The sequence below is a fragment of the Brevibacillus brevis genome (assembly GCF_001039275.2).
GTDB lineage: Bacteria > Bacillota > Bacilli > Brevibacillales > Brevibacillaceae > Brevibacillus > Brevibacillus brevis_C.
This window is the reverse complement of sequence record NZ_CP030117.1, coordinates 1,675,468-1,699,283: the sequence shown is the minus strand read 5'-3', so window position 1 is coordinate 1,699,283 and position 23,816 is coordinate 1,675,468. Positions and strand designations below refer to the sequence as shown.

At 48.8% G+C, this 23,816-nt stretch carries 21 protein-coding genes and 1 other annotated feature; of the genes, 3 read left to right on the top strand and 18 right to left on the bottom strand.

Annotation, left to right across the window (positions count from 1 at the left end):
- Positions 1-11: 11 nt before the first annotated feature.
- Positions 12-1,790 (bottom strand): B12-binding domain-containing radical SAM protein, encoded by a 1,779-nt coding sequence (locus tag AB432_RS08665; RefSeq protein WP_048031935.1) that lies wholly within the window; start codon positions 1,788-1,790, stop codon positions 12-14.
- 122 nt (positions 1,791-1,912) lie between these two features.
- Entirely contained in the window at positions 1,913-2,419 is a 507-nt protein-coding gene (locus tag AB432_RS08660) for a MogA/MoaB family molybdenum cofactor biosynthesis protein (protein WP_048031934.1), read from the bottom strand.
- 175 nt (positions 2,420-2,594) lie between these two features.
- Between AB432_RS08660 and AB432_RS08655 the strand changes: the two genes are divergently transcribed.
- Together AB432_RS08655 and AB432_RS08650 are read left to right on the top strand one after the other, a co-directional pair.
- Positions 2,595-4,037, top strand: a complete 1,443-nt coding sequence (locus AB432_RS08655) for an aminotransferase-like domain-containing protein (RefSeq protein ID WP_048031933.1) — start codon at positions 2,595-2,597, stop codon at positions 4,035-4,037.
- Positions 4,038-4,123: 86 nt separating this feature from the next.
- A complete protein-coding gene (locus AB432_RS08650; RefSeq protein ID WP_048031932.1) occupies positions 4,124-5,470 on the top strand; it encodes a TrkH family potassium uptake protein in 1,347 nt (448 codons plus the stop codon).
- Between the two features lie 70 nt (positions 5,471-5,540).
- Here the strand turns inward: AB432_RS08650 and leuB are convergent, their stop codons facing one another.
- The 10 genes from leuB to AB432_RS08595 form a co-directional block, all read right to left on the bottom strand.
- Entirely contained in the window at positions 5,541-6,635 is a 1,095-nt protein-coding gene (gene leuB, locus AB432_RS08645; RefSeq protein ID WP_048031931.1) for a 3-isopropylmalate dehydrogenase, read from the bottom strand.
- Between the two features lie 78 nt (positions 6,636-6,713).
- Positions 6,714-8,252: a 2-isopropylmalate synthase gene (locus AB432_RS08640; protein ID WP_048031930.1), complete on the bottom strand. Its 1,539-nt coding sequence runs from the start codon at positions 8,250-8,252 to the stop codon at positions 6,714-6,716.
- 57 nt (positions 8,253-8,309) lie between these two features.
- Positions 8,310-9,332: a ketol-acid reductoisomerase gene (ilvC, locus tag AB432_RS08635; RefSeq protein ID WP_007728552.1), complete on the bottom strand. Its 1,023-nt coding sequence runs from the start codon at positions 9,330-9,332 to the stop codon at positions 8,310-8,312.
- A gap of 56 nt (positions 9,333-9,388) precedes the next feature.
- Complete coding sequence (gene ilvN, locus AB432_RS08630) at positions 9,389-9,895, bottom strand: acetolactate synthase small subunit (RefSeq protein ID WP_048031929.1); 507 nt, start codon at positions 9,893-9,895, stop codon at positions 9,389-9,391.
- A 1-nt stretch (position 9,896) separates the two neighbouring features.
- Positions 9,897-11,633, bottom strand: a complete 1,737-nt coding sequence (gene ilvB / locus AB432_RS08625; RefSeq protein ID WP_048031928.1) for a biosynthetic-type acetolactate synthase large subunit — start codon at positions 11,631-11,633, stop codon at positions 9,897-9,899.
- 676 nt (positions 11,634-12,309) lie between these two features.
- Complete coding sequence (gene sat / locus AB432_RS08615; protein WP_235617727.1) at positions 12,310-13,401, bottom strand: sulfate adenylyltransferase; 1,092 nt, start codon at positions 13,399-13,401, stop codon at positions 12,310-12,312.
- A gap of 29 nt (positions 13,402-13,430) precedes the next feature.
- Positions 13,431-14,132 carry a phosphoadenylyl-sulfate reductase gene (locus tag AB432_RS08610; protein ID WP_048031926.1) on the bottom strand — a complete coding sequence of 234 codons (702 nt, stop codon included), beginning with the start codon at positions 14,130-14,132 and terminating at the stop codon, positions 13,431-13,433.
- Positions 14,133-14,321: 189 nt separating this feature from the next.
- Complete coding sequence (locus tag AB432_RS08605) at positions 14,322-14,564, bottom strand: hypothetical protein (protein WP_048031925.1); 243 nt, start codon at positions 14,562-14,564, stop codon at positions 14,322-14,324.
- Positions 14,565-14,725: 161 nt separating this feature from the next.
- Entirely contained in the window at positions 14,726-14,962 is a 237-nt protein-coding gene (locus AB432_RS08600; RefSeq protein ID WP_048031924.1) for a hypothetical protein, read from the bottom strand.
- Between the two features lie 161 nt (positions 14,963-15,123).
- Positions 15,124-16,038 carry a R2-like ligand-binding oxidase gene (locus AB432_RS08595; protein WP_268811849.1) on the bottom strand — a complete coding sequence of 305 codons (915 nt, stop codon included), beginning with the start codon at positions 16,036-16,038 and terminating at the stop codon, positions 15,124-15,126.
- Between the two features lie 192 nt (positions 16,039-16,230).
- Here AB432_RS08595 and AB432_RS08590 point away from each other — a divergent pair, with 192 nt between their 5' ends.
- Complete coding sequence (locus AB432_RS08590) at positions 16,231-16,917, top strand: helix-turn-helix transcriptional regulator (RefSeq protein ID WP_048031923.1); 687 nt, start codon at positions 16,231-16,233, stop codon at positions 16,915-16,917.
- 110 nt (positions 16,918-17,027) lie between these two features.
- Here AB432_RS08590 and rplT read toward each other — a convergent pair whose 3' ends face one another.
- From rplT to thrS, 6 genes are all read right to left on the bottom strand, one after another.
- Positions 17,028-17,387, bottom strand: a complete 360-nt coding sequence (gene rplT, locus AB432_RS08585) for a 50S ribosomal protein L20 (RefSeq protein ID WP_007728568.1) — start codon at positions 17,385-17,387, stop codon at positions 17,028-17,030.
- 91 nt (positions 17,388-17,478) lie between these two features.
- Positions 17,479-17,676 carry a 50S ribosomal protein L35 gene (gene rpmI, locus AB432_RS08580; RefSeq protein WP_048031922.1) on the bottom strand — a complete coding sequence of 66 codons (198 nt, stop codon included), beginning with the start codon at positions 17,674-17,676 and terminating at the stop codon, positions 17,479-17,481.
- Positions 17,677-17,706: 30 nt separating this feature from the next.
- The gene (infC, locus tag AB432_RS08575; RefSeq protein ID WP_035291699.1) at positions 17,707-18,210 is read right to left on the bottom strand and encodes a translation initiation factor IF-3; all 504 of its coding nucleotides are present in this window, start codon (positions 18,208-18,210) and stop codon (positions 17,707-17,709) included.
- Positions 18,211-18,251: 41 nt separating this feature from the next.
- Positions 18,252-18,402: a sequence feature (ribosomal protein L20 leader region), on the bottom strand.
- 71 nt (positions 18,403-18,473) lie between these two features.
- Entirely contained in the window at positions 18,474-19,493 is a 1,020-nt protein-coding gene (gene moaA / locus AB432_RS08570) for a GTP 3',8-cyclase MoaA (protein WP_048031921.1), read from the bottom strand.
- A 213-nt stretch (positions 19,494-19,706) separates the two neighbouring features.
- A complete protein-coding gene (locus AB432_RS08565) occupies positions 19,707-21,761 on the bottom strand; it encodes a methyl-accepting chemotaxis protein (RefSeq protein ID WP_048031920.1) in 2,055 nt (684 codons plus the stop codon).
- Between the two features lie 134 nt (positions 21,762-21,895).
- A complete protein-coding gene (thrS, locus tag AB432_RS08560; protein WP_048031919.1) occupies positions 21,896-23,809 on the bottom strand; it encodes a threonine--tRNA ligase in 1,914 nt (637 codons plus the stop codon).
- Between the last annotated feature and the right edge of the window lie 7 nt (positions 23,810-23,816).

Here is a 23,816-nt window from a genome sequence, read left to right as displayed (position 1 = left end):
ATTCCGGTGGTTTAACCTGCTACTTGGACGTCCTGCTTGACGACAGCAAAAGCATTTTGCGCTTCGTCTTTGTACGGATAATACACGACAAGGGTAAAATCTCCCTCGACAAACTCACCAGTCTCCATCCATTTTTCAATGTCAAAGGTCACCTTGGCAGTCAGCGTGTGCTTGAAGTAATCTTTTTCCAATGCAGCATGTGCGGCAAAATCATCGCGGAGTCGCTCACGCTGCTCGGTTAGGACAGCAAACGTCTGCTGCATCTCTTCCTTGTCCATGACATCCTCCCACCACAGCTTGCGCGGGCGATGCTTCTGGTTGCGCAGGAAATCGAATTTCATCATGCTGAGCACATGCCCCATACCGTCCACTTGCTGGAATTGCAAAAACTTCTGCAAGCGCACGAACAAATCCTCTAATTGATGACCGATTCGGCTCCAGCCTTGATTTTCCCAATAGTCACCAAATGTCTGGAAGAAGTCAAAAGCTGTTTCGAATTGATTTGCCAACAGCCACTCCACTGTATAGTCCATCCGGTGCGCATTCCAGTACTTTTCCAGAATGTCTTCTACACGCTTGATTTTTTGCATGTCATCAAAGGAAAGGACGTTGTTCCCCAAAATTTCGTAAGGAGCCTCATCCATAAAAACATAGCCGTGATTAGCCGCACGAGCGCGAACACCGGTCCCGCGGAGCATTTTCAAAAAGCCGAGCTGGAGCTCTTCCGGGCGCAGGCCAAATACGTCGTTAAAGGTTTTGCGGAAAGACGCATAATCTTCCTCAGGCAAACCAGCGATCAAATCCAAATGCTGATCGATTTTTTTCGAATCCTTGATCTGTGTCACTGTACGCGCAAGGCGATCGAAGCGCTGAATCCGTTGAACAAGGCGATTGGTCTCATCATTCGTGGATTGAACCCCAATTTCGAAGCGGAAAATGCCTGGCGGTGCGTTCTCGGTCAAGAAGTCGAGAACGTCCGCCCGCAAAATGTCTGCCGTGATCTCGAATTGAAAGATCGTGCCATTGTGGTTATCAATCAAAAACTGAAAGATTTCCAACGCATATTTTTTATTGATGTTAAACGTGCGATCCACGAACTTGATCGTTTTGACGCCGTGATTGATCAAGCGCATGAGATCCTCTTTTACTCGTTCCAGACTGAAATAGCGTACGCCGTCCTCAATCGAAGACAGACAGTATTGGCATTTGAACGGACACCCACGGGATGCCTCAAAATAGACGACGCGGTTGTTCAGCTCGTCCAGATGGTCCGCGTATGGGGAAGGAATGCTGTCCATCTCTTCAACCTGCGCACGCGGCATGGAAAAACGCACGTACTCCTCTTCGCGATAAGCGATTCCAGCTACATCACGCAGGCGTGGAGGCTGATTCGTTTGCATTGATTCCTGATACACCTGCAAAAGCTCCAAGAAGGTCTGCTCCCCTTCACCAATGCAGATGACATCGATTTCAGGATGCTTCTTCATCCATTCGTCCGCATCGTAGGTCACTTCTGGTCCGCCGAGGATAATCGGAACATCCGGGCAAATCTTTTTCAGCGTGCGCATGACACTGAGCGTCTCGCGAATGTTCCAGATATAACAGGAAAATGCAACGACATCGGGCTTGCGCTTGTGTATATCTGCTACTATATTTAACGTCACATCGTTGATGGTATACTCCACCAGCTCAATCGAAGGAAATGCTTCCTGGGCATAGCTTCGCAAATAACGCAAAGCGAGTGAGGAGTGAATAAACTTGGCGTTTAAGGTCGATAGTAAAATCTTCATGGATGGGTCTACTCTCCTTGCAAAATTCGGCATCAAAAAACCATCTGCAATCGATGGTTCATGGTCTGACCGATCTTTTTCCTTTCGTAACAGTACCATACGAGACTACTAACGGCAAATCGTTAACGGTTTAATTCGCGCACCACATGCCCCAGCTCTGGCACGATCAACCGATTCATCGCCAGTCGCACCGCACCTGTCGAGCCTGGCGTGGAAAAAATCATTTTCCCTTTCCGCGTCCCTGCAATCGCACGACTGAGCATCGCTGCCGAACCGATGTCTTCTGTAAAGCTCAACATCCGAAACAGCTCGCCAAACCCCGGCATTTCTTTGTCAAGTAAGCCAGAAACAGCCTCAAAGGTATTGTCCCTTGGCGAAATGCCAGTACCGCCATTAAGAAGAATGACTTGAACGTCTTCATGTGCGATTCCCGCTTCGATCGCTGCAATGACCTGTACAGGCTCGTCCTTTACTATTTGATACAGGGCAACGCTGTGACCCGCTTCCGTCAAAAGCTCTTTCATTAACTGTCCGCTTTTATCTGTATCCTCTGTCCGGGTATCGGAAACGGTAATGACCATGCATGTGACTTGCTTGGGCGATAACGCCTTGTGTTCCTGCGTACTCATCCGTAATTTCCTCATTTCTTCAATATATACCTATTTCTTATGATACCATGTTCGGGTTTCCAATACCCTCGTCGTTCCGGCAACATTTTCTTCACTCCCTATACCCGAGATGCTTCGCTTTCCTATATAATGCTGATGACTGCTATTTTTTCGACAGACAAGGAGGCGTGCGCGAATGCCAGAGCGACCGTATTTTTCTTTTCATTTCCACAAACAATCGCACACACCGATCTATGTACAACTCGCTGAGCAATTAAAAACAGCGATTCTGCGTGGTGCCTTTCTTGTAGATGGACAACAATTAATATCACTGCGAGATATGAAAACAATTAGCGGCTGCTCGCTGGAGACAGTCAAAAAAGCATACGATCATCTTGCGTTGGAAGGCTGGCTGGAAGCTGTACACGGCAAAGGCTATTACTTGACGCAGCTTGCCAAAGAAGCTCGTTTGGAAAATCGCCTCCCGCTCACAGATATTCCGATCGCTTCCCTCGCTGATTCCTCCCCTCGTCCAAGCGAAGAGCTGGTGAAGCGTTTGCGTGGTGCTTTTTATGAGAGCCTGACCGTCTTGGATGAACCGTCCGCGCAAAAGAAAATCAGGCGAACACAAGCTGCCAAAGTTTTTGCCGATCACCTCGGCCGCAGAGGGCTCCCTCACTCGCCTGAGCGACTCCTGCTATTTAATAGAAGCACAAGCGGCTTCGCTTTTCTTGCGCAGCGTGTCATGAATTCACGTGATGTCGTCTATGTAGAGGAGTATAGTTATCCCGTATTTCTTCGCCTGTTGAGCCAGTGCGGGATTACCGTTCGCCCGATTCGCATGGATGAAGAAGGCGTTTGTATTCAAGCTCTCACGGAAGAGCAGGAGCATTACCCGGCGAATTGGCTTTTGATTAACCCACATTATCACTTTCCTACCGGTATTAGCTATTCGTTGAAACGAAAGGAAGATTTGCTCGAATGGGCGCAGAGCCATAACGTCCGTCTTGTGGAAAACGACCATTATGGCGATCTCTGGTTTGAAGAACCGAGTGTTCCGCTATACCAGATGGCTGCGCAGGCAAAAAGCCCTGTGGAGGTCTACTATCTTCATTCGTTATCCAAAACATTGGCTCGCGATCTGCAATTGGGCGTGCTAATGCTTCCTTCTGATTTATCAGATGACGAGTTGGAGCGCTACAGTCAGCTCGTCTCCATGACAGGAGCAGAGCCATCCTTACTCGTCGTGGAATCTGCCGTTCGACTCCTCGATGATCCGTGGTTTTATGAAGAGTTTCTGACGGATCGTCGCGCCCTGTTCCAGACCCGCTTCCTGCGACTGTGGCAGGAACGACGCCAGGCACTCCCTGAGCACGCACGAATGTACCCCATTGCAGGGGGGTTAAATACGTGGATCAAATGGGGAACGCCAACCGCAAGAGCAACCGAACAGGAAGAGAGAGTCGTCGCTATTCTGCGGGAGGAGGGTCTCGAGCTGACTGGTGGCCATGCTTTTCGCGTAGCGGATGAGCCTGCGGATATTCTGCGCTGCCCGGCTGTCCGTTTCCCGCTTGCTCCACTGGAAGAACGAGAGTTGAAACATTGGCTTCACCGATTGGGTGCTGCTCTTCTTCGGTAAGATTTCTAAGGGAAATGCCATACTAAGAGATGGATTTCCCTCTTACCTTTACACTAGACTTTAAAAAAGCCGAGGTATAACCTGCTATGATTAAAAAAATCGTAGAAAAGCTTCACCTTGATCCACCAAAAACGCTTGTTCTTGGGTTTGCCTTGATTATCTTCCTGGGAGCGCTGCTTTTGACACTCCCGGTCGCTACAGTTGATGGACTTGGTCTGCATTGGCTTGATGCTCTGTTTACGGCCACCTCTGCTACGTGTGTAACCGGCTTGGTTGTCGTCGATACCGGTACGACCTTTACGATCTTTGGTCAGCTTGTTATTTTGTCTCTCATTCAAATTGGCGGTCTCGGATTTATGACGTTTGCTACCTTCTTCGCACTGATCATGCGTAAAAAAATCTCATTGCGTGAACGACTCATCCTGCAAGAGTCGCTCAATCAGGTATCGATAGAAGGTGTCGTACGTTTAGCCAAAATGATTTTGATTTTTACTGCACTCACTGAGTTTATAGGCGGAGTGCTTCTCTCTATTCGTTTTGCCTTTGACTTTCCTCTGCAAAAAGCGATTTACTTTGGCTTTTTCCATGCGATTTCTAATTTTAATAATGCTGGGTTTGATCTTATGGGGGATTTCGCCAGCTTAACTGCTTATGTAGATGATCCGCTCGTCAATTTCGTCGTCTGTCTGATGATCATTCTAGGCGGTATTGGTTTCATTGTTGTGAGTGAGTTATACGATTATCGTCAAACCCGCCGCCTGTCTTTACATACGAAAGTGGTACTGGCAACAACTGGTCTCTTGATTACGGCAGGGACCGTGCTTATCTTCATTTTGGAATATAACAATCCAAAAACGTTACAGCCTCTATCCATGATGGGCAAGGTGCTTGGCTCCTTTTATCAGTCGGTTACACCTCGTACGGCAGGTTCGAACACATTGAATATCGGGGATATGTATCAGTCGTCCCTCTTCCTCATTATTATTCTGATGTTCATTGGTGCGTCACCTGGTTCAACTGGAGGCGGAATCAAAACGACGACCTTTGCTACACTGGTTGGTGCTGTTATCGCCCAAATTAAAGGGAAGGAAGATGTCATCTTCTTTCGGCAACGCATTCTGCCTCACATGGTCTACAAATCGCTGACATTGACGATGATCGCCTTGTTCATTGTCCTTGTCATGACGATGGTGCTTTCCATTACAGAGACAAGTGCCCGATTCGAGATGATCCTGTTCGAGGTCACTTCTGCATTTGCTACGACTGGACTATCTATGGGGCTGACTCCAAACCTTACGCCAATCGGTAAAGCATTAATCGTTTTGACGATGTTTGCTGGTCGCTTGGGACCTCTCACGATTGCCTTTGCCCTCGCACAACGCAAGCAAAAGGAATACTTCCGTTATCCAAAAGGGAAGATCACGATCGGATAACCGTATAAAAATGGAGAAAACCCTGCCAAATCACCGAAGGACTTTGGCAGGGTTTCGTTTTGTGTATAATTTATTGTTTTTGCCACTGTTTGGACAGCTCGTCGCGAACCAGTTGGCCCATCTCGATTGTACCAATCGCTTTGCTTCTGTCAGCCGCGATATCGCCAGTGCGATGTCCTGCTTCCAGTACGGACCAAACAGCGTTTTCCACTGCTGCTGCCGCTTCATCCATACCAAGCGAGAGACGAAGCATCATCGCTACAGACAGAATGGTTGCCAGCGGATTGGCAATGCCTTTTCCAGCAATGTCAGGGGCAGAACCATGAACCGGTTCATACAGGCCAAAGCTGCCTGCTGCCAGACTCGCCGAGGACAGCATCCCAATCGAACCAGTCAGCATCGCTGCCTGATCGCTCAAGATGTCGCCAAACATGTTTTCCGTCACGATGACGTCAAACTGCTTTGGTTCTCGCACGAGCTGCATCGCGCAGGAGTCTACCAACTGATGAGACAGCTCTACATCTGGATAGTCCGCCGCTACTCGCTCGGCTACCTTGCGCCAGAGGCGGGAGCTTTCGAGGACGTTTGCCTTATCTACAGATACGAGACGCTTTTGGCGTTTGCGCGCAATGTCGAAACCGACTCGAATGATTCGCTCGACTTCCGCTTCATGATAGATGCATTGATCTTCTGCGACTTCACCGTTTGGACCGTCATAGCGTTTTTTCTCACCGAAATAAATCCCCCCGGTCAGTTCACGTACAACGATCAAGTCAACGCCAGAAACGACTTCTGGCTTGAGGGAAGAAGCATCGACCAGAGAGCTGTGCATGGTAGCTGGGCGAATGTTCGCAAACAACCCGAGCGCTTTGCGAATGCCGAGCAGCCCTGTTTCTGGACGAAGATGCCCAGGATTCTGATCCCACTTCGGTCCGCCAACGGCACCCAAGAGCACAGCATCCGCTTGCTTTGTCAGCGTTACCGTTTCTTCTGGCAATGGTGTTCCATCCGTATCGATTGCGATACCACCGATTCGGCCTTCTTCACATGTAAAAGTGACACCTTCAAGTTCCCCTACGAGTGTAAGGACTTTGACCGCTTCCTGCATGATTTCTGGTCCAATACCGTCTCCAGGAAGAACGGCGATGCGATAGTTTTTCTTCATCGTTTATCCCGCTTTTCTATACGTAATGGTTTCCGAACGCTGCTGGTTCCTATGATCCTATCCATATTTGACCTATCTTTATATCGTTGCACTGACGGGCATAGGCTCGCCACGCCGCTCCATGATCTTGTTCACTGCCCGTACATAGGCAATCGCGCTCGCTTCCAGCACATCTGTGCTCACGCCGCGGCCGGTAACGATCAGATCGCCCTGCTGCAGACGAACAAACACTTCACCCAGCGCATCTTGCCCGTGAGTAACGGAAAGGATTTTGTAATCGACGAGGGTAACTTCTTCTCCGGTAGCGCGGTCAATCGCTTTGTAGATGGAATCAACCGATCCATTTCCACATGCGGCTTCTTCGCATACCGATCCGTCGGCACGAACCAGTCGCACACTCGCTGTCGGAACGGAAATGTTGCCGTAAGCAAGCTGTACGGATTCCAACTGGAACGCTTCTGGTCCACGAACCATCTTGGAGTCGACCAATGCGAGGATGTCGTCATCCGTGATTTCTTTTTTCTTGTCGCACAGCACTTTGAATGCTGCAAACGCCGCATTTACTTCTTCCTGCTCCAAGTGATAGCCCAGATCAACCAACTTTTCCTTGAAAGCATGGCGGCCAGAGTGCTTGCCGAGAACCAGTTTGTTTGACTTGAAGCCAACCGATTCCGGACGGATAATTTCGTACGTGGTGACTTCTTTTAACACGCCATCCTGATGAATACCGGATTCATGTGCAAAAGCATTTGCCCCCACGACTGCTTTATTCCCTGGCACGATCATCCCTGTCAAACGGCTCACCAACTGGCTGGTCCGTGCGATTTCTTTCAAATTCAGCTTGGTCGTTGCCTGGTAGTAATCCTTGCGCGTCTCCAATGCAAGTGCTACTTCTTCCAGAGCAGCATTTCCAGCGCGCTCTCCAATTCCATTGATGGTGCCCTCGACCTGCGTAGCTCCACCCTCGACAGCAGCGAGACTGTTGGCGACTGCCATTCCGAGGTCATCGTGGCAATGGCAGCTCAGACGAATCAGATCAGTAGAAGGTACCCGTGTTTTTAGCTCACGGAAAATGTTTCCGTATTGATACGGCGTCATGTAGCCAACCGTATCTGGAATATTTACCGTAGTAGCCCCTGCCTTGATGACCGCCTCTACAACCTCTGCCAAAAAGTCGATCTCGGTACGCGCCGCATCCTCTGCGGAAAACTGGACTTCCGTAAAGTACTTTTTCGCATAAGTAACTGCTTCCACCGCCCGAGCAAGGACTTCTTCCTTGCTCATGTTCAGCTTGAACTGACGGTGAATCGGAGATGTTGCGAGAAAGACGTGGAGGGAAGCGTTTTGTGCGTTGCGAAGCGCTTCGTATGCCTTATCCATGTCGTCTTTTACGGCACGAGCCAGACTGACGACTGTTGCATTCTTCACCCGTTTTGCAACTTCGGCCACAGACTTTTGGTCACCTGGGGAGGCAGCAGCGAAGCCCGCCTCAATTCTGTTTACGCCCAGCTTCTCGAGTTGAAGGGCGATCTCCACCTTTTCGTTCGTGCTAATATTGACGCCCGGAGACTGCTCCCCATCGCGCAGTGTCGTATCAAAAATCTCAATGGTCCGCATGAACTTTTCACCTCCACATTTTTCCCTACATTATATATGCGTTTTTTTCACGCCTATTTATTGACCGATTTTCGCTTCTTCTTTTTTCGTATCTTTGTTGATCCAAGACATCATGCCGCGCAGTTGCTCCCCTACTACCTCAATGCCATGCTCGGATTCCAGACGGCGACGGGAAGTGAAGCCAGGACGGTTTGCTTGGTTTTCCAAGATCCAATTGCGAGCGAATGTACCGTCTTGGATTTCAGCCAATACTTTTTTCATTTCTTTGCGAGTCTCATCTGTGATGATGCGACGACCTGTGCTGTAGTCACCGTACTCAGCAGTGTCACTGATGGAGTAGCGCATACGAGCCAAGCCACCCTCGTACATCAGGTCAACGATCAGCTTCAGCTCATGCAAGCACTCGAAGTAGGCGATCTCAGGAGCATAACCTGCTTCCACCAATGTATCGAAGCCTGCTTTTACCAGCTCGCTTGCGCCACCGCACAATACTGCTTGCTCACCGAACAGGTCTGTTTCTGTCTCTTCACGGAAAGAAGTTTCGATTACGCCAGCTTTTGTGCAACCGATACCGCTGGAGTAGGCAAGTGCGAGATCTTTCGCGTTGCCAGTTGCATCTTGGTAAATTGCGATCAAACCAGGTACGCCGAAGCCTTCTTGGTATACGCGGCGAACCAGGTGACCCGGGCTTTTTGGCGCTGCCATGATTACGTCTACATCCGCTGGTGGCACGATTTGCGCGTAGTGGATGTTGAAGCCGTGAGAGAAGCACAGTGCAGCACCGGATTTCAGGTTTGGAGCGATCTCATCGCGGTATACTTGTGCTTGACGCTCATCTGGCATCAGGATTTGTACTACATCAGCGCGTTTGGTTGCCTCTGCTACTGTCAAAACTTCAAAGCCGTCTTTTGCTGCTACATCCCAGGATTTCCCTGGGCGCAGACCCACAACTACTTTATAACCGCTGTCGCGCAGGTTTTGTGCTTGTGCATGACCTTGGCTACCGTAACCGATGATTGCGATTGTTTTCCCACGCAGTACCTCTTGTTTTACGTCCGCTTCATAATACATTTTTACCATTTGTATAGCCTCCCTAAAAATGTTTAGTTTGAATTTTTATTCTGAAATTTTGCATTTTAAACCGTTGCTGCGGCTGTTGCTGGAACAATACTGCGCGCCATCGCTACTGCACCTGTTCTTGTCAGTTCAATAACGCCGTAGCTTTGTAATAGTACGAGCAGCGCATCAATCTTTTCGGTGTCACCCGTGACTTGCACGATCAGTGAGCTAGGCCCCACATCGACGATCGCGGCACGGAACGGCTCGACAATTCCGTTTAACTCTGCCAGCTGGCTAGGCGATGCCGTCACTTTAATCAGTGCCAGTTCCCTTGAAACAAAAGGGTTCTCACTGAGATTCGTGACTGAGATGACATCGATCAGCTTGTGCAATTGCTTCATGAGCTGATTGATTTGGCGGTCATCTCCCCCGGTTGAAATGATCATCCGGGACAGCCCCTGTTCTTCCGTGCCTCCCACCGTAATGCTGTCGATGTTGAAGCCGCGTTGGCCGAACAGTGTCGCCACTCTGGTCAAAACGCCTGGTTGGTCGTTGACGAGTACGGAAATGGTATGTTGCTGCATCCTAATCGTCCCCCAATTCCATCTGATCTAGTGTGTTGCCTGATGCAACCATCGGATATACGTTTTCTTCCTGTGCCACGCGGAAGTCCACCACGACTGGTCCATCATGCGCAAGCGCCTCGGCCCAAACTGCTTCGGCTTCTTCCGGCGTGCTTGCTCGCAAGCCTTTTACGCCATAGGCTTCCGCCAGCTTGACAAAATCCGGGCTGCATGTCAGATCGATTTGGCTGTAGCGATTATCGTAGAAGAGCTCCTGCCATTGACGTACCATTCCCAAGCACTGGTTGTTCACAATCGCTACTTTGACCGGAATGTTGTATTGGGAGACGATTGCCAGCTCCTGGTTGGTCATCTGGAATCCGCCATCCCCAACGACGGAGATTACCGTGCGATCCGGGTGAGCGATCTGTGCGCCAATTGCTGCCGGGAAGCCAAAGCCCATCGTGCCGAGACCACCGGAAGAGATAAAGGAGCGCGGGTGCTTGAACTTATAGTATTGAGCTGTCCACATCTGGTGTTGTCCAACGTCTGTTGTGACGATCGCTTCCCCATCTGTGGAGTTGTACAAGAGTTCAATGACTGCTTGCGGCTTCAATACGTCGCCATCTTTTTTGTACTTGTACGGATATTGTTCTTGCCACTCTTTCAACTGGCTGATCCACGCTTCCGAATCACAAGCCTTTGCGAGCGGAATTGCTTTTGCCAGCGTACTCTTCACATCGCCCGCTACTGTTACGGCAGTCTCTACGTTTTTCCCCAGCTCTGCTGGATCGATGTCGACGTGTACGATGCGGGCTTTTGGTGCGAACTCTTTCGTGCGTCCCATCGTGATCCGGTCATCAAAGCGTGCTCCGAGACCAATTACACAATCCGCATTCAAGAGCGCTTGGTTCGCTGTGTAATTTCCGTGCATCCCTGGCATTGCCAGCGACAACTCGTGTGTTCCAGAAAAACCGCCCAATCCCATGAAGGTGTTGATCACAGGGATGCGTGTTTTTTCAGCAAAGTCGCGCAATTCTTTCTCTGCTTGAGCTGCAATGATTCCCCCGCCCGCCAAAATGACTGGACGCTTCGCTTCGCTAACGGCTTTTACAAACCCTTGTACTTCTTCGTCGCTTGGTACGAGGGAAGCGCGGTAGCCGCGAATCTCCACTTTATCCGGATAGGTAAATGGTGCCTTCGCATTGGCGACGTCTTTGGGAATGTCGATCAATACTGGGCCCGGACGACCGGTTGTTGCGATGTGAAAAGCTTCCTTCACAATCCGTGGAAGATCGCGAATGTCGCGAACGAAGTAACTGTGCTTCGTAATCGGGATGGTAATTCCCGTAATATTCGCCTCTTGGAACGCGTCAGTACCAATCAGCGACTGTGCTACGTTACCCGTGATGCAGACCAGTGGAACCGAGTCCATCTGAGCAGTTGCAATCCCCGTTACGAGGTTTGTTGCTCCCGGACCGGAAGTAGCGATACAAACACCCGGTTTGCCTGTCGCTCGGGCATATCCGTCAGCAGCGTGGATAGCGCCTTGCTCGTGGCGAGTCAAAATGTGCTTGAAGTAGCTCCCGTACAGGGAGTCATAAATGGGGAGCACCGCACCGCCTGGATAGCCGAAAATGTATTCGACCTGCTCCAGGATTAAACAGCGCAGCAGCGTTTCTGCTCCTGACACTTCTTCCCCGAACTGAATCGGTGGAATGCCGTTCTTTTTCTGCAATTCGGCCATTTCAACACTCATTGACCTCTCCTCCTCCCAATTCTCAACAGGTATTGAAAATAACTATAGACACATAGAAAAACCCTTTCGCCCCGACACGGTTTTATTTCCATGTCTTTTGGGGCGAAAGGGTTCGCGGTACCACCCAACTTTATCGGCGCCTCACGGTCAGCCGATCTCAGCCAGTCACAGCAAATGTGGACTGTAACACGTTAACGGGTGTTAAGCGGTTTGGCCTACTACCTGCAAAGCAAGTTTCAGCTAAACGGCTCGGAGGTGAGCAATGCGACGTACCCTATACCCGTTTCTCAGCATCAGGGCTCTCTGTAAAAGGGGTAACGTGCACCATCCTCGTCTTGGCCTACTATTAAAACAATATTTTCAATATTGTTGTTGTCAGAATAAAGTGTTACGTCTGATTATAGCTAGGCACCTAGGGGGTGTCAACGAAAACAAAAAGATTTTACTGGACTTTCGTCCGAACGAATGCTCAGTAGGAAATGGCTTTACAGCGCGGTTTTTGCGTGAAAGCGGATACAAAAAACGGTCAAAGCCGTTTTGTTGACCGCAAGCGTTCGCGTATCCTTTTATGAAAAACGGCGAGACGTTTTTCACTGGAAACAGGAAAACTTGTCCGGTTTTTCGCAACGGAAAAAGGACAGCATTGCCGTCCCTCTCCCGCTTTTTCAGTTCCGTTTTAGTGCGGGGATTTCAATCCCTCTATCAAAATCGCTGCGACTTCCGGACGTGTAAATTCCGGAGGTGGCGTGATTCCGTTTCTCAACATTTCCCTCACTTTTGTTCCCGATAAGGTCATATGAGATTCTTTGTCATGCGGGCACGTCTTGGTCGTTGCCATCCCTTGGCATGCCTTGCAGTAAAAGCTGTGCTCAAAAAAGAGTAGCTGGATACCGAGCTCACCTGGCGCAAACTCGGAAAAGATGTGTTGTGCATCATACGTGCCGTAGTAATCGCCTACCCCTGCGTGATCGCGGCCGACGATAAAGTGTGTACAACCGTAATTTTTCCGTACCAATGCATGGAAGACCGCCTCACGCGGACCCGCATATCGCATAGCAGCCGGAAAAGCACCGAGCAGTACACGGTTGCGCGGATAGTAATTTTCCAGAAGGGCGAGATAGCTTTTCATTCGTACTTGTGCAGGAACATCGTCTGATTTCGTTTCCCCCATCAATGGGTTGAGAAAAAGGCCATCAACAATCTCCAATGCCGCCTTTTGAATATATTCATGCGCCCGGTGAACAGGATTGCGCGTTTGGAAACCAACCACCGTTTTCCAGCCATTTTCTCGAAATCTTTCTCTCGTTTCTGCCGGCGTCAAATAAAAATCGGAGAAGCGCTCAGGCTGTGGCTTTTGCAGTATTTCTACAGGCCCACCTACGTATAGATTTGGCTTTTCAAACAGCTTTTTCACACCGGGGTGAGCGAGATCCAGCGTGCGAAAAACGAGCTCGGCCTCACGCATTTTATCGGGCACAAAGCAGCTTTTCACCTGCAAAATCGCATAGTCCACGCCATCTTCCCCACGTAACAGAATACTGTCACCAGGGACAACATCGTTGTGCTCATCTGCATCGATAGCCAATGTCACTGGCAATGGCCACACCGTTCCATTGGCGAGACGCATCGTTTCCACGACAGTGTGGTAATCCGCCTCTTCCATGAATCCAGTCAGCGGCGAAAATGCTCCGATAGCAAGACATTCGATGTCCGACAGGGTCCATTTGTCCACGATAATGGCTTTTTTGATCTCGTGCGGCAAGATCATTTGCTTCACGTCTTTCCCTCCTGCGCTGTTCATTTATGCAGACCGCATTCGGTCTTTTCGAAGCCAGCCCACCGTCCGGATCGAGAATCTTGGCCAGGCATGACAGCGCGCGTGCATACTCGACAGCCAATGCTTGGATAGTTCCTGTCGTGCAATGGGTTGTAAGGGACATCATGTGCATGGATATATTCCCACACCTGGGCCTCCGTCCAATCTGCTAGCGGATTGAATTTAACCAGGTTGAATTTTTCGTCCCACTCCACTTTTTTGGTATTCACTCGGGTAGGTGATTGCTCGCGGCGAATGCCTGTAATCCACGCCTGATAGTTGGACAGGACGCGCTTTAACGGCTCTACCTTCCGAATCTCGCAACAAAGATTCGGTTCTCTCTCCCACAGTTTGTCACCGTGTTTTTCTGCCTGCTCGGTTAGCGTCAGTTGTGGCTGCACTTGAATAAATGTCGTGCCGTATCTGGCTTGCAGCTTGTCACGCGTATCATACGTTTCAGCAAAATGAATGTTGGTATCGAGGTAAAATACAGGAATGGTGGGAGCCAATTTGTGCAGCATGTCGATTAAAACGACATCTTCAGCGCCAAAGCTGGCAGCTAGGATTAGACTGGCTGCATAATTATCGACGGCGTTCACAAGCACGTCCTGCGGCGCCTGCCCTTCCAGTCGGCTTGCCCATTCCTGTATTTCCTCATCCGCCATTTTTTGGCGATTGCTCATCAGCGAAGCTCCTCTCTTGCTAGGATTCACCCACCATCATATGCCTAGTGACTGGAAGTGGCGCATCGTCCACCTATATCCAACTCGCCCAAACCAAATGTTCATGACCGTTTGGTTGACCGCAAGCGGTCGCATCCGTTTTTTATAGAAAAAAAGCCGCCAGACAAGGTCTGACAGCTTTCTGCTGCTTTATTTTTCATCTTTTTCGTTTACAGCCGGGGCGAATATAAACGAAGGGCCGATTTGTTGCGTCTTTTTAGTATCGGCTACTGGAACCGTTTGAACGGTCGGTATCGCGTATGAACCAGGGCTTACGAAGGAAGGCGGCACCGAGTAAGAATCATCCTTGTCTTTGGCAAACGCTCCTGGCACGAACAACGCTGAACAAACTACTGCTGTTACACCCATCATCATCCATTTTTGTTTTCTCATCTATGTTTCTCTCCCTATCCAATGTTTTCCTGTAACGCTTTTTATTGTATGGCATTGGGGAGTCTGCTTGACACGGACGAAAGATTGTTTTTTTGTCAGACTTGAGGCTTACATCCGTTTCGTTCCAAAGAAAAAGCATCCTGTACGGATGCTTCAGCCCATTAGTTTTCTTCTTTTTCGTTTACAATTGGAGCGAAAGTAAACGCATTTCCTGCTGATTGCGTGCCCGCTACCGCATCTGTTTTCTGGACTACCGCAGCCGAGGACGGACCAGGCGCGAAGATAGACGGCGTCACGGAATATGAGTCATCCTTGTCTTTGGCAAACGCCCCTGGCACGAACATCGCTGAACAAACAACCGCTGTAATTCCCATCATCATCCACTTTTGTTTTCTCATTTTGGTCTCTCTCCCTATCCAATGTTTTCCTTTGATGTCTTTATTTTAAGGGGTCAGCCAGGCTGTTCAACACGGACGAGAGGTTGTTTTTTGCTCAGACCTTGGGCGGATTCTGCTTTAGGACCAGAGCCCAGTTCTGTAAGCGGAGATCGCTTTTTTTCTTACACATCGATCGTTGTTCTTGTATGCTTATACAGCTCTTCAATCGTTTGCCCTTTTGCTCGGGCAAGTACCTCCATGCGCACGCTTAGTTGCTTTTTCGCAAACTGCTGCAAATCAGCGACCTTCACTCCGAACGCACTCACCCCTTGTGGGTCATCCATCCAGTCGTACAGATGACTTGCCATTGGGGCTAGCTCATCCATCTTTTTGGCAATGACATCGTAAATATGGGGATGCTCACAGATCAATCGCTGCAGCAGGAATGTTCCGTAGCTGATGTGCCGCGATTCATCTGTCTTCAAATACCCAATTCCTTGCATTAAACCAGGCATGAGCCCTGTTTTGCTGAGTGCTTCGTAAAACGCAAAGTAGCCTGTCTCTGCAAGCACGCCTTCCACAAACATGTTGTAGACAGTAGAAGCTTCTGCGATGGCTTCGGGGGATTTATCCGTCAGCAGACGATTGAGTGCATTCGGCAAGATCTCATGGAAAATTCGCTTGTACCTATCATCGTGAAAATGATGCAAGTCTCCTGACTCACCGATGCTGTCTAGAACCAATCGAAAAAACTCCGTATGCTTGGCCTCTTCAAAGAGGAAGGTCGTCAAATACATTTCTTCCTCCAATCGCCCTTCCTCTGCAATGACCATGATCAAAGGCAAAAGATCGAGGGTGACTGCCTCTTCCCCACCAAGAAAACCAGCAATTCGCCCCAAAGTTTCTTCCTTCTGTTCCGGATTCATATTCGCGTAATCTTCGCGGTCTTGCGTAAAATCAATGTCCTGCGGGTTCCAAATGCCGTATCTCTTCGCTTTTTGATACAACTGGTACGGCAGTAGCTCCTGATTCAATCCTTTTTGGCTGGTCGAAACAAAACCATTCCTCATCCCCATCCAACCTTTCTTTTTTCTCATACGCCTTCTATTCCGAGCGAATGAAAGAAGTCATAAAATTGTAAATTTATACCAATTCGGTTCTTTACGCTCCGATCAGCGGTTTGATAAAATGAAGGCGCTATAGGTTGATTATAGGTCAGGCTGAACGATCGTTCATATCCCCAAAAATCAGGGGGTGCTCATCACTCAAATGGAGGTGGCAATCACTCCATGGTCAGTCCAGAGCTGAACATGTACATCGATCGAATCGAAGAAACGACATTTTACGAGGAGAAACTGGTGCTTGCTGTACGTGGCTTCGTAGATCTCTTTCCTTTCATGGGGGCCATTCTGTGCAATTACTCGACGCTCAGTCAAATGGGTGAGGGACTATGGTCGATCCTTGACCAAGAATTATGCTCCATCCGCGATATACGGGTGGACATGCGCAACATGCCCCTCATTCAGCATGCGATCCGTGAACAGAAGGCCGTCTTGCTAGATTCTGAGGCGATTCGTCAGTTCCCGCCCAATTTAGTTTACGGCGCCCCCTATGCGCTCATTCTCCCCATCAGCTATGGGCCTAACGTACTCGGCTACGCCGGTATTTCCTGGCATCAGGACGGTTGTTCTGGCATCAACCATCAATTGGTGCAATCTTTGAGCACGTACTGTATGATGCTGGGCAAAGTATTGGCAACCGACTCCCTTCGCCCTAAAACCGTCAAGCTCTCACGCCGAGAAGTCGAAGTCATGCAGCGGATGTCATGGGGAGAAAGCGTTAGGGAGATGGCGGACTGGATGGGAATTAGTGAGTTTACCGTGCAGGATTACATCAAATCCGCCTTAAAAAAGCTCGGTGTGCAAAATCGCGCACAAGGTGTGGCAGACGCTATTCGCCAGCGAATCATATGTTGAATAGAAATAGAAAAAAACAACCGAATGTGATCCCGGTTGTTTTTTCTTTGACTCAAACAAAAAAGCCGACCTTGCCCTCAAACGGGAAGATCGGCTCTTCTATAAAAAAATTAAGCGTTCAGTTTGCTTTTTGCAACTGTTGCCAGTTCGTTGAACGCAGCTTTGTCGTTAACAGCCAAGTCAGCCAGCATTTTGCGGTTAACTTCGATGCCAGCAACTTTCAGGCCGTGCATCAAACGGCTGTAGGACAGACCGTTCATGCGAGCTTGCGCGTTGATACGAGTGATCCACAGTTTGCGGAAATCACGTTTCTTTTGACGACGGTCACGGTATGCATACAGCAGGGATTTCATTACCTGCGCATTAGCGGATTTAAACAGGCGATGTTTGGAACCGAAGTATCCTTTCGCCAGCTTCAGGATTTTCTTATGACGACGGCGTGTAACAATGCCACCTTTTACTCTTGGCATACTAAACTCCTCCTGGTCTTTCCAGCATGGCGGCCTACTACTAGGCGCTTAGGGAGCTCATGCTGCGTAATGGTGTGTAATAAAGAAAAACTTACAGGTAAGTGAGCATTTGCTCCATACGTTTTTGATCGCCTTTGGAAACGAGTGCAGCTTTACGCAGGTGGCGTTTTGCTTTTGTCGTTTTGTTAGCGAACAAGTGGCTACCAAATGCGCGGTCGCGCTTCAATTGGCCGCTTCCAGTCTTTTTGAAACGTTTCGCAGCAGCCTTGTTGGTTTTCATTTTAGGCATCTGAAAAATCCTCCTGTCTAAACTACTATCTTACTTTTCCGCTTTCGGAGCCAGAATCATGATCATGCTGCGACCCTCGATCTTCGGCTTGCGCTCAGGCGTAGCGAGATCTTCACACTGGGCAGCAACACGTTCCATAACGCCTAGTCCAATTTCGGAGTGGGTGATTTCACGTCCACGGAAACGGATCGTACACTTCACCTTGTGTTGATCCTCCAAGAACTTGCGGACGTTGCGAAGCTTTGTTTGAAAATCGTGTTCCTCGATGTTAGAAGAAAAACGCACTTCTTTCAGCTCGATGATCTTCTGGTTTTTACGCGCTTCTTTTTCCTTTTTCGCCTGCTCGTATTTGAACTTTCCATAGTCCATGATACGGCATACAGGCGGCTTGGCTGTAGGAGCAACGTTTACCAGATCCAATTCAGCTTCCTGGGCAATGCGCAACGCTTCCCTAAAAGGTACGACTCCCAATTGGCTCCCGTCTGCACCGATTAAACGGACCTCACGGGCACGGATCGCTTCGTTAATTAACATTTGATCCTTGCTAATACTTGCCACCCCCGTCAATTTCGAGAAGGAACAAAAATGTGCGAACGCATTCTGCGCCCGCACATATCTCACCTAAGCAATTTCATCAGATCCGAGGATCTTTGCGTAAGAGTTACCTGTCAACAGTCGTATACGACGTCGACCCAGGTGAGAAGCTGGGCGCCTCTGCTTGTTCTCGAAGTATGAAGTGTTTATACACGCAATTTATATTACTAGGTAGCTTGGGTTTTGTCAAGGCTCATACCTAATTATCCCCCGATATGGGACATTTCGACCTTTTCACGCTTGGCGAGACCAGGCGTTTCACTTAGTCGTTCCTCCGAGTAGCGCACGTCACGACGCTCCCAGATCGCACGTATCAGCTCGCGAATCTCCTCATCCGTGCGTCCATCGCGGACTGGCTCGCGCAAATCATCTCCGGATGAAGCGAAGAGACAGTTGTACAATTTCCCTTCTGCCGACAGGCGAGCTCGCGTACAAGTGGAGCAAAAAGCTTGGGTCACTGATGAAATCAATCCTATCTCCTGGTCCGATCCCTCATAGCGATAGCGAGAAGCCACCTCTCCGTAGTAGTTCGCTTCAGTCGCCACCAACGGCATCTCTTCATGGATCATGCGCACAATTTCACGGGAAGGTACGACTTGATCCAGTCGCCAACCGTTGCTGTTTCCCACATCCATGAATTCAATAAATCGCAGGGTATGCCCTTGCTCACGGAAGTACCGTGCCATCGGCAAAATATCTTGATCATTGACTCCGCGCTGTACTACCATGTTAATCTTAACCAGCAGCCCGGCATCTGCTGCAACACGAATCCCTTCCAGCACGGCATCGACCTGATAGCCTCTTCCATTCAACATCCCAAAACGCTCATTATCCAAGCTGTCCAGGCTGACCGTGACCCGATCCAGACCTGCTTCTTTTAGTGCATGAGCATGGCGGGACAAGAGAGAACCGTTGGTCGTCATCGCAATATCTTGAACGCCTTCCACTTCACGTATCATTCGAATCAATTCAGGCAAATTTCTTCGCATCAATGGCTCTCCGCCGGTAATACGGATTTTCCCGACCCCAAGCGAAGTAAAGATCTGGGTCAAACGGGTGATCTCCTCAAAGGTCAGCAACTTGCTTTGCGGCAAAAACTCAAAATCCGGTCCAAAAATTTCGGCAGGCATGCAATAACGGCAACGAAAATTACATTTATCGGTGACAGATATTCGTAAATCTCGGAGAGGACGGTTCCGTAAATCAAGCACTTTATCTGGCATAGGTGTTCACTCTCCTTTTTATCTATATATGGCAACTTTTTCTCTTCATCATTACTATAATATCGCATTTCGACTTAGTACCAGTCTATTATCATAAATCGAAATAGCCAAATTTTCAAACGCAAACCGCACATTTTGTCATAAATGGGACCACTTTGCAAAAAAAAGAGTACGAATACCTCCCGACATTCGTACTCTTTTCGTTATGCATTCTTATATCTTAAATTTGCTAATCATTCTTTCCAGTTCGCGAGCCATCTGATTCAAGGATTCAAATGAAACGGCAAACTCTTCCATAGTAGCCAATTGTCCTTTGGAGGAAGCAGCCAGATTTTCAGCATTGCTCGCTGAAATCCTTGCAATTTGAGCAGTCTCGTCCACAGATGCTGCTACTTGTTCTGATCCAGCCGACATTTGTTCAGAGACAGCAGATACCTCCTGAATTTGATCGGTCATCTGTTGAATTTCTTGTAAGATGCGTTGGAAGGCCTCTCCTGACTCCAGTACGGTAGACAATCCATCCTGAACATCTTGATTGACTGAATCCATCGAGTTGACCGCCATGGTCGTATCTTCTTGGATCTCCTGAATGAGATTGGCGATTTGCCGAGCAGACTCATCAGATTGTTCAGCGAGTTTTCTCACTTCATCTGCTACGACAGCAAAACCTCGTCCATGCTCTCCCGCACGGGCAGCTTCGATGGCTGCATTGAGAGCAAGCAGATTGGTTTGGGAAGCAATTCCCGTAATCACATCAATGATTTGCACAATTTCTTTGGATCGCTCACCCAATTGCTTGACTACGGATACAGAATGTTCCACAGAGCCACGGACGGAGTCCATTTGCTGGATCGCTTTTTGGATGGACTGATTTCCTAACTGCGCTTCATCCGCCGTACATGTAGATGCTTCCGAAATGATGGAGGTTGTCTCCGCCACACGTTGGATGCCGATCGACATCTCTTCCATTGCTCTTGCGGATTCTTCGGTACCTCTGAGCTGATTTTGGGCCCCGCTTGCAACTTCCTGTATGGTAGTAGATATCTTGTTCGTAGCATCTACATTGTCCGCCAAGCGAACCGATATGTTGTCTGACGAAGTAGAGAGTGTATTAACCGCTTTTTGGACTTCCCGAATGAGTCCTTGGATGGATACTTGCATCACCTGAATACTCTGACCAAGCATGCCGATTTCGTCTTTTCTTTCCAAAAGGTTTTTGGGCAATTCACCTGTAAAGTCACCACGTCCGATCTGCGCAATCTGGTCAACGATAGCAAGCAATGGCTTGGTGAATTTGTGCGAGAAAAGAATGGAAGCGACAATCGCTAGTAAAGCAAACAAAACGCTCAATGCCCCGATGATGAAACCGATTTGATTGGCTTCAGCAGAGAGCTCAGCTCTTTCAATAAACGAAATATATTTCCAACCGGTTTTGTCTGAAGTAAAGACGTTAGCCATATACTCGGTATCGTTCATCGTGACCGCAAAGCTGCTGGAGGTATTCTCTGCGATCGCAGCCAATTCAGGAATTTGCGTATCTTTCAGGTTTTTCGAATTGAGCTCGGGGTTCTTGGGATTAGCCAAAATCGTTCCGTCTTTGCCAACCAGCATGAGATAACCCGTTTTCCCGATCTTAATTTCTTTCAGAATGTCGGTTAGTCCTTTTAAATTCACGTCCAGTCCAACAACGCCAAGCGGTTCACCCTTGTCATCCTTTAGCATCGTCACGTTACTGATCACGATACTGTTGTCGCCCAAATAGAGATACGGATCTGTCGTGATCACTTTACCGGGATTCTCCATTGGGGTTTTGTACCAATCCCTTGTACGCGGATCGTAATTCGGAATGACATCATCTGTCGGCCACTGTATGTATCCTCCGTATTTTGTCGCTAAATAGATAAATGCAGTATTCGGATGAGAATCGACAAATCGCAGGAAATCTTGAAAAATGGCCGCCTCTACCCCGCCATTTTGCAGTGGCGTATGCTTGGTTTTGGTTGGTTTGTCCATATACGTCGTGATGGTGTTATCTGCACTTTTTAATAAGGGACTGCCTGCTATCAGGTTTACGTTTTCACGAATCGAGTCGAAATACAAGTTAATCGCGTTGTCTACTTGAGCCACTTCTTTTGTCGAGGATTCAATAAAATAAGTCTGGATTCGCTCCTCCATACTGACATATACAAATGAGCTAATCACTCCAATCGGGATTAAAATAATGGCAAGAAATGCTGCTATCAGTCTTTGCTTGATGCTTACCCGCATACGTATCCCCCGCAGTTCTTCTTGATGTCCATGAGCACCATTACCCTACATCCTATTCCCATTCTTTTTTCCAAGTAAACGTATAATAAAAAAAGCCGCCCGAAAATTCAGGGCGGCTCTACTTCTATACGCTTTTACTTCATTTCATTGATTTCAGCGCGGATTTTCTCTACAAACGCATCCACTGTCATCGCGCCTTCATCGCCCACTCCGCGTTTGCGGACGGACAGCGTACCGTCAGCCACCTCTTTTTCACCGATGACCAGCATGTACGGGATTTTTTCAACTTGTGCTTCTCGGATTTTGTAGCCGATTTTCTCATTGCGGCCATCCAGCTCTACACGAATGCCAGCTTGTTGCAGCTTTTCTCTTACTTGTTCTGCATATGGCATGTGCACTTCGCTGATGTTCATGATGCGTGCTTGGATTGGTGTCAACCAAATCGGGAATGCACCTGCGTAGTGCTCGATCAGGATACCAATAAAGCGCTCCATGGAGCCGTACATCGCACGGTGCAAGACAACTGGACGATGCTTCTCGTTGTCTTGACCAACATAAGTCAGGTCGAATTTCTCAGGCATTTGGAAGTCCAACTGGATCGTTCCGCATTGGTGACGGCGTTTCAGCGCGTCGGTAATTTGGAAGTCGATCTTCGGTCCGTAGAATGCACCGTCTCCTTCTTTGATTTCATAGGCCATACCGAGCTCTTCCAACACTGTTTTCAGAGAGCTTTCTGCTGCTTCCCACAGCTCATCAGATCCCATGGAATCTTCCGGACGAGTGGACAGAGCCACACTGTATTCGAAGCCAAATACCTTGTAGATGCTATCAATCAAAGTGATCATGCCTTTGATTTCGCTCGCGATCTGATCAGGACGGACGAATACGTGCGCGTCATCCTGGCAGAAGGTACGCACCCGCAGCATTCCATTCAATGCCCCGGAGTACTCATGGCGGTGAACTTGCCCGAACTCGGAGTAACGAATTGGCAGGTCGCGGTAAGAATGCATCTCGTTTTTATAAATCAGCATGTGACCTGGGCAGTTCATTGGCTTAAGGGCGTAAGTCGCGTTGTCTACTTCAGAGAAGTACATGTTCTCTTTGTAGTGATCCCAGTGACCGGATTCTTTCCAGAGACGTTCGTTCATGAGGAACGGAGAGCGCACTTCAGTGTATTGTGCCAGTTGTTGCAGACGGCGGGAGAATTGCTCCAGCTCGTTGCGAACAGTGAAGCCTTTTGGCAGGTAGAACGGCATTCCTGGTGCTTCCTCGGAGAACATGAACAGTCCCAGTTCTTTACCCAATTTGCGGTGATCGCGCTTTTTCGCTTCTTCGATGAAGTGCAGATATTCATCCATGTCTGCTTTTTTCGGCCAAGCTGTACCGTATACGCGTTGCAAAACTTGGTTTTCTGCTTTTCCGCGCCAGTATGCACCTGCCACGCTCATCAGCTTGAACGCTTTGATGAAGCCAGTGGACGGCAAGTGCGGACCACGACAGAGGTCGAAAAATTCGCCTTGCTCATACAGCGTGATAGTCGCATCCTCTGGCAGGTCGCGAATCAGCTCCAGCTTCAGGTGATCGTTCAGTTCTTGGAAAATCGCAGTTGCTTCTTCGCGGCTTACGACTTTGCGGCGAATCGGCAGGTCTTCCTTCACGATTTTTTCCATTTCTGCTTCGATTTTGCCCAAATCCTCTGGGGAAAGGGAAACCGGGATATCCATGTCGTAGTAGAAGCCGTCTTCGATCACAGGACCGATTCCGAACTTCACTTCAGCGCCGTAAATGCGTTTTACCGCTTGAGCGAGCAAGTGAGCCGTACTGTGGCGGTATACTTCCAAGCCGTCAGCAGAATCGAGGGTAACGATTTCAATCGCTGCATCATCTGTGAGTTCTGTGTACAGATCGACAACCTTGCCGTCTTTTTTACCAGCTACTGCCTTTTTCTTCAGGCTAGAGCTAATGGAGCCTGCGATGTCTTCGATAGTAATCCCAGCGTCGTATTGACGAACGGCTCCATCTGGGAAAGTAACATGAATTTGTGCCACTGCGGAT

Excerpts from the sequence above, each read along its gene's own strand:
- AB432_RS08665 (WP_048031935.1), bottom strand. The coding sequence starts at position 1,790 with ATGAAGATTTTACTATCGACCTTAAACGCCAAGTTTATTCACTCCTCA.
- AB432_RS08660 (WP_048031934.1), bottom strand. The coding sequence starts at position 2,419 with ATGAGTACGCAGGAACACAAGGCGTTATCGCCCAAGCAAGTCACATGC.
- AB432_RS08655 (WP_048031933.1), top strand. The coding sequence starts at position 2,595 with ATGCCAGAGCGACCGTATTTTTCTTTTCATTTCCACAAACAATCGCAC.
- AB432_RS08650 (WP_048031932.1), top strand. The coding sequence starts at position 4,124 with ATGATTAAAAAAATCGTAGAAAAGCTTCACCTTGATCCACCAAAAACG.
- leuB (WP_048031931.1), bottom strand. The coding sequence starts at position 6,635 with ATGAAGAAAAACTATCGCATCGCCGTTCTTCCTGGAGACGGTATTGGA.
- AB432_RS08640 (WP_048031930.1), bottom strand. The coding sequence starts at position 8,252 with ATGCGGACCATTGAGATTTTTGATACGACACTGCGCGATGGGGAGCAG.
- ilvC (WP_007728552.1), bottom strand. The coding sequence starts at position 9,332 with ATGGTAAAAATGTATTATGAAGCGGACGTAAAACAAGAGGTACTGCGT.
- ilvN (WP_048031929.1), bottom strand. The coding sequence starts at position 9,895 with ATGCAGCAACATACCATTTCCGTACTCGTCAACGACCAACCAGGCGTT.
- ilvB (WP_048031928.1), bottom strand. The coding sequence starts at position 11,633 with ATGAGTGTTGAAATGGCCGAATTGCAGAAAAAGAACGGCATTCCACCG.
- sat (WP_235617727.1), bottom strand. The coding sequence starts at position 13,401 with ATGATCTTGCCGCACGAGATCAAAAAAGCCATTATCGTGGACAAATGG.
- AB432_RS08610 (WP_048031926.1), bottom strand. The coding sequence starts at position 14,132 with ATGAGCAATCGCCAAAAAATGGCGGATGAGGAAATACAGGAATGGGCA.
- AB432_RS08605 (WP_048031925.1), bottom strand. The coding sequence starts at position 14,564 with ATGAGAAAACAAAAATGGATGATGATGGGTGTAACAGCAGTAGTTTGT.
- AB432_RS08600 (WP_048031924.1), bottom strand. The coding sequence starts at position 14,962 with ATGAGAAAACAAAAGTGGATGATGATGGGAATTACAGCGGTTGTTTGT.
- AB432_RS08595 (WP_268811849.1), bottom strand. The coding sequence starts at position 16,038 with ATGAGAAAAAAGAAAGGTTGGATGGGGATGAGGAATGGTTTTGTTTCG.
- AB432_RS08590 (WP_048031923.1), top strand. The coding sequence starts at position 16,231 with ATGGTCAGTCCAGAGCTGAACATGTACATCGATCGAATCGAAGAAACG.
- rplT (WP_007728568.1), bottom strand. The coding sequence starts at position 17,387 with ATGCCAAGAGTAAAAGGTGGCATTGTTACACGCCGTCGTCATAAGAAA.
- rpmI (WP_048031922.1), bottom strand. The coding sequence starts at position 17,676 with ATGCCTAAAATGAAAACCAACAAGGCTGCTGCGAAACGTTTCAAAAAG.
- infC (WP_035291699.1), bottom strand. The coding sequence starts at position 18,210 with ATGTTAATTAACGAAGCGATCCGTGCCCGTGAGGTCCGTTTAATCGGT.
- moaA (WP_048031921.1), bottom strand. The coding sequence starts at position 19,493 with ATGCCAGATAAAGTGCTTGATTTACGGAACCGTCCTCTCCGAGATTTA.
- AB432_RS08565 (WP_048031920.1), bottom strand. The coding sequence starts at position 21,761 with ATGCGGGTAAGCATCAAGCAAAGACTGATAGCAGCATTTCTTGCCATT.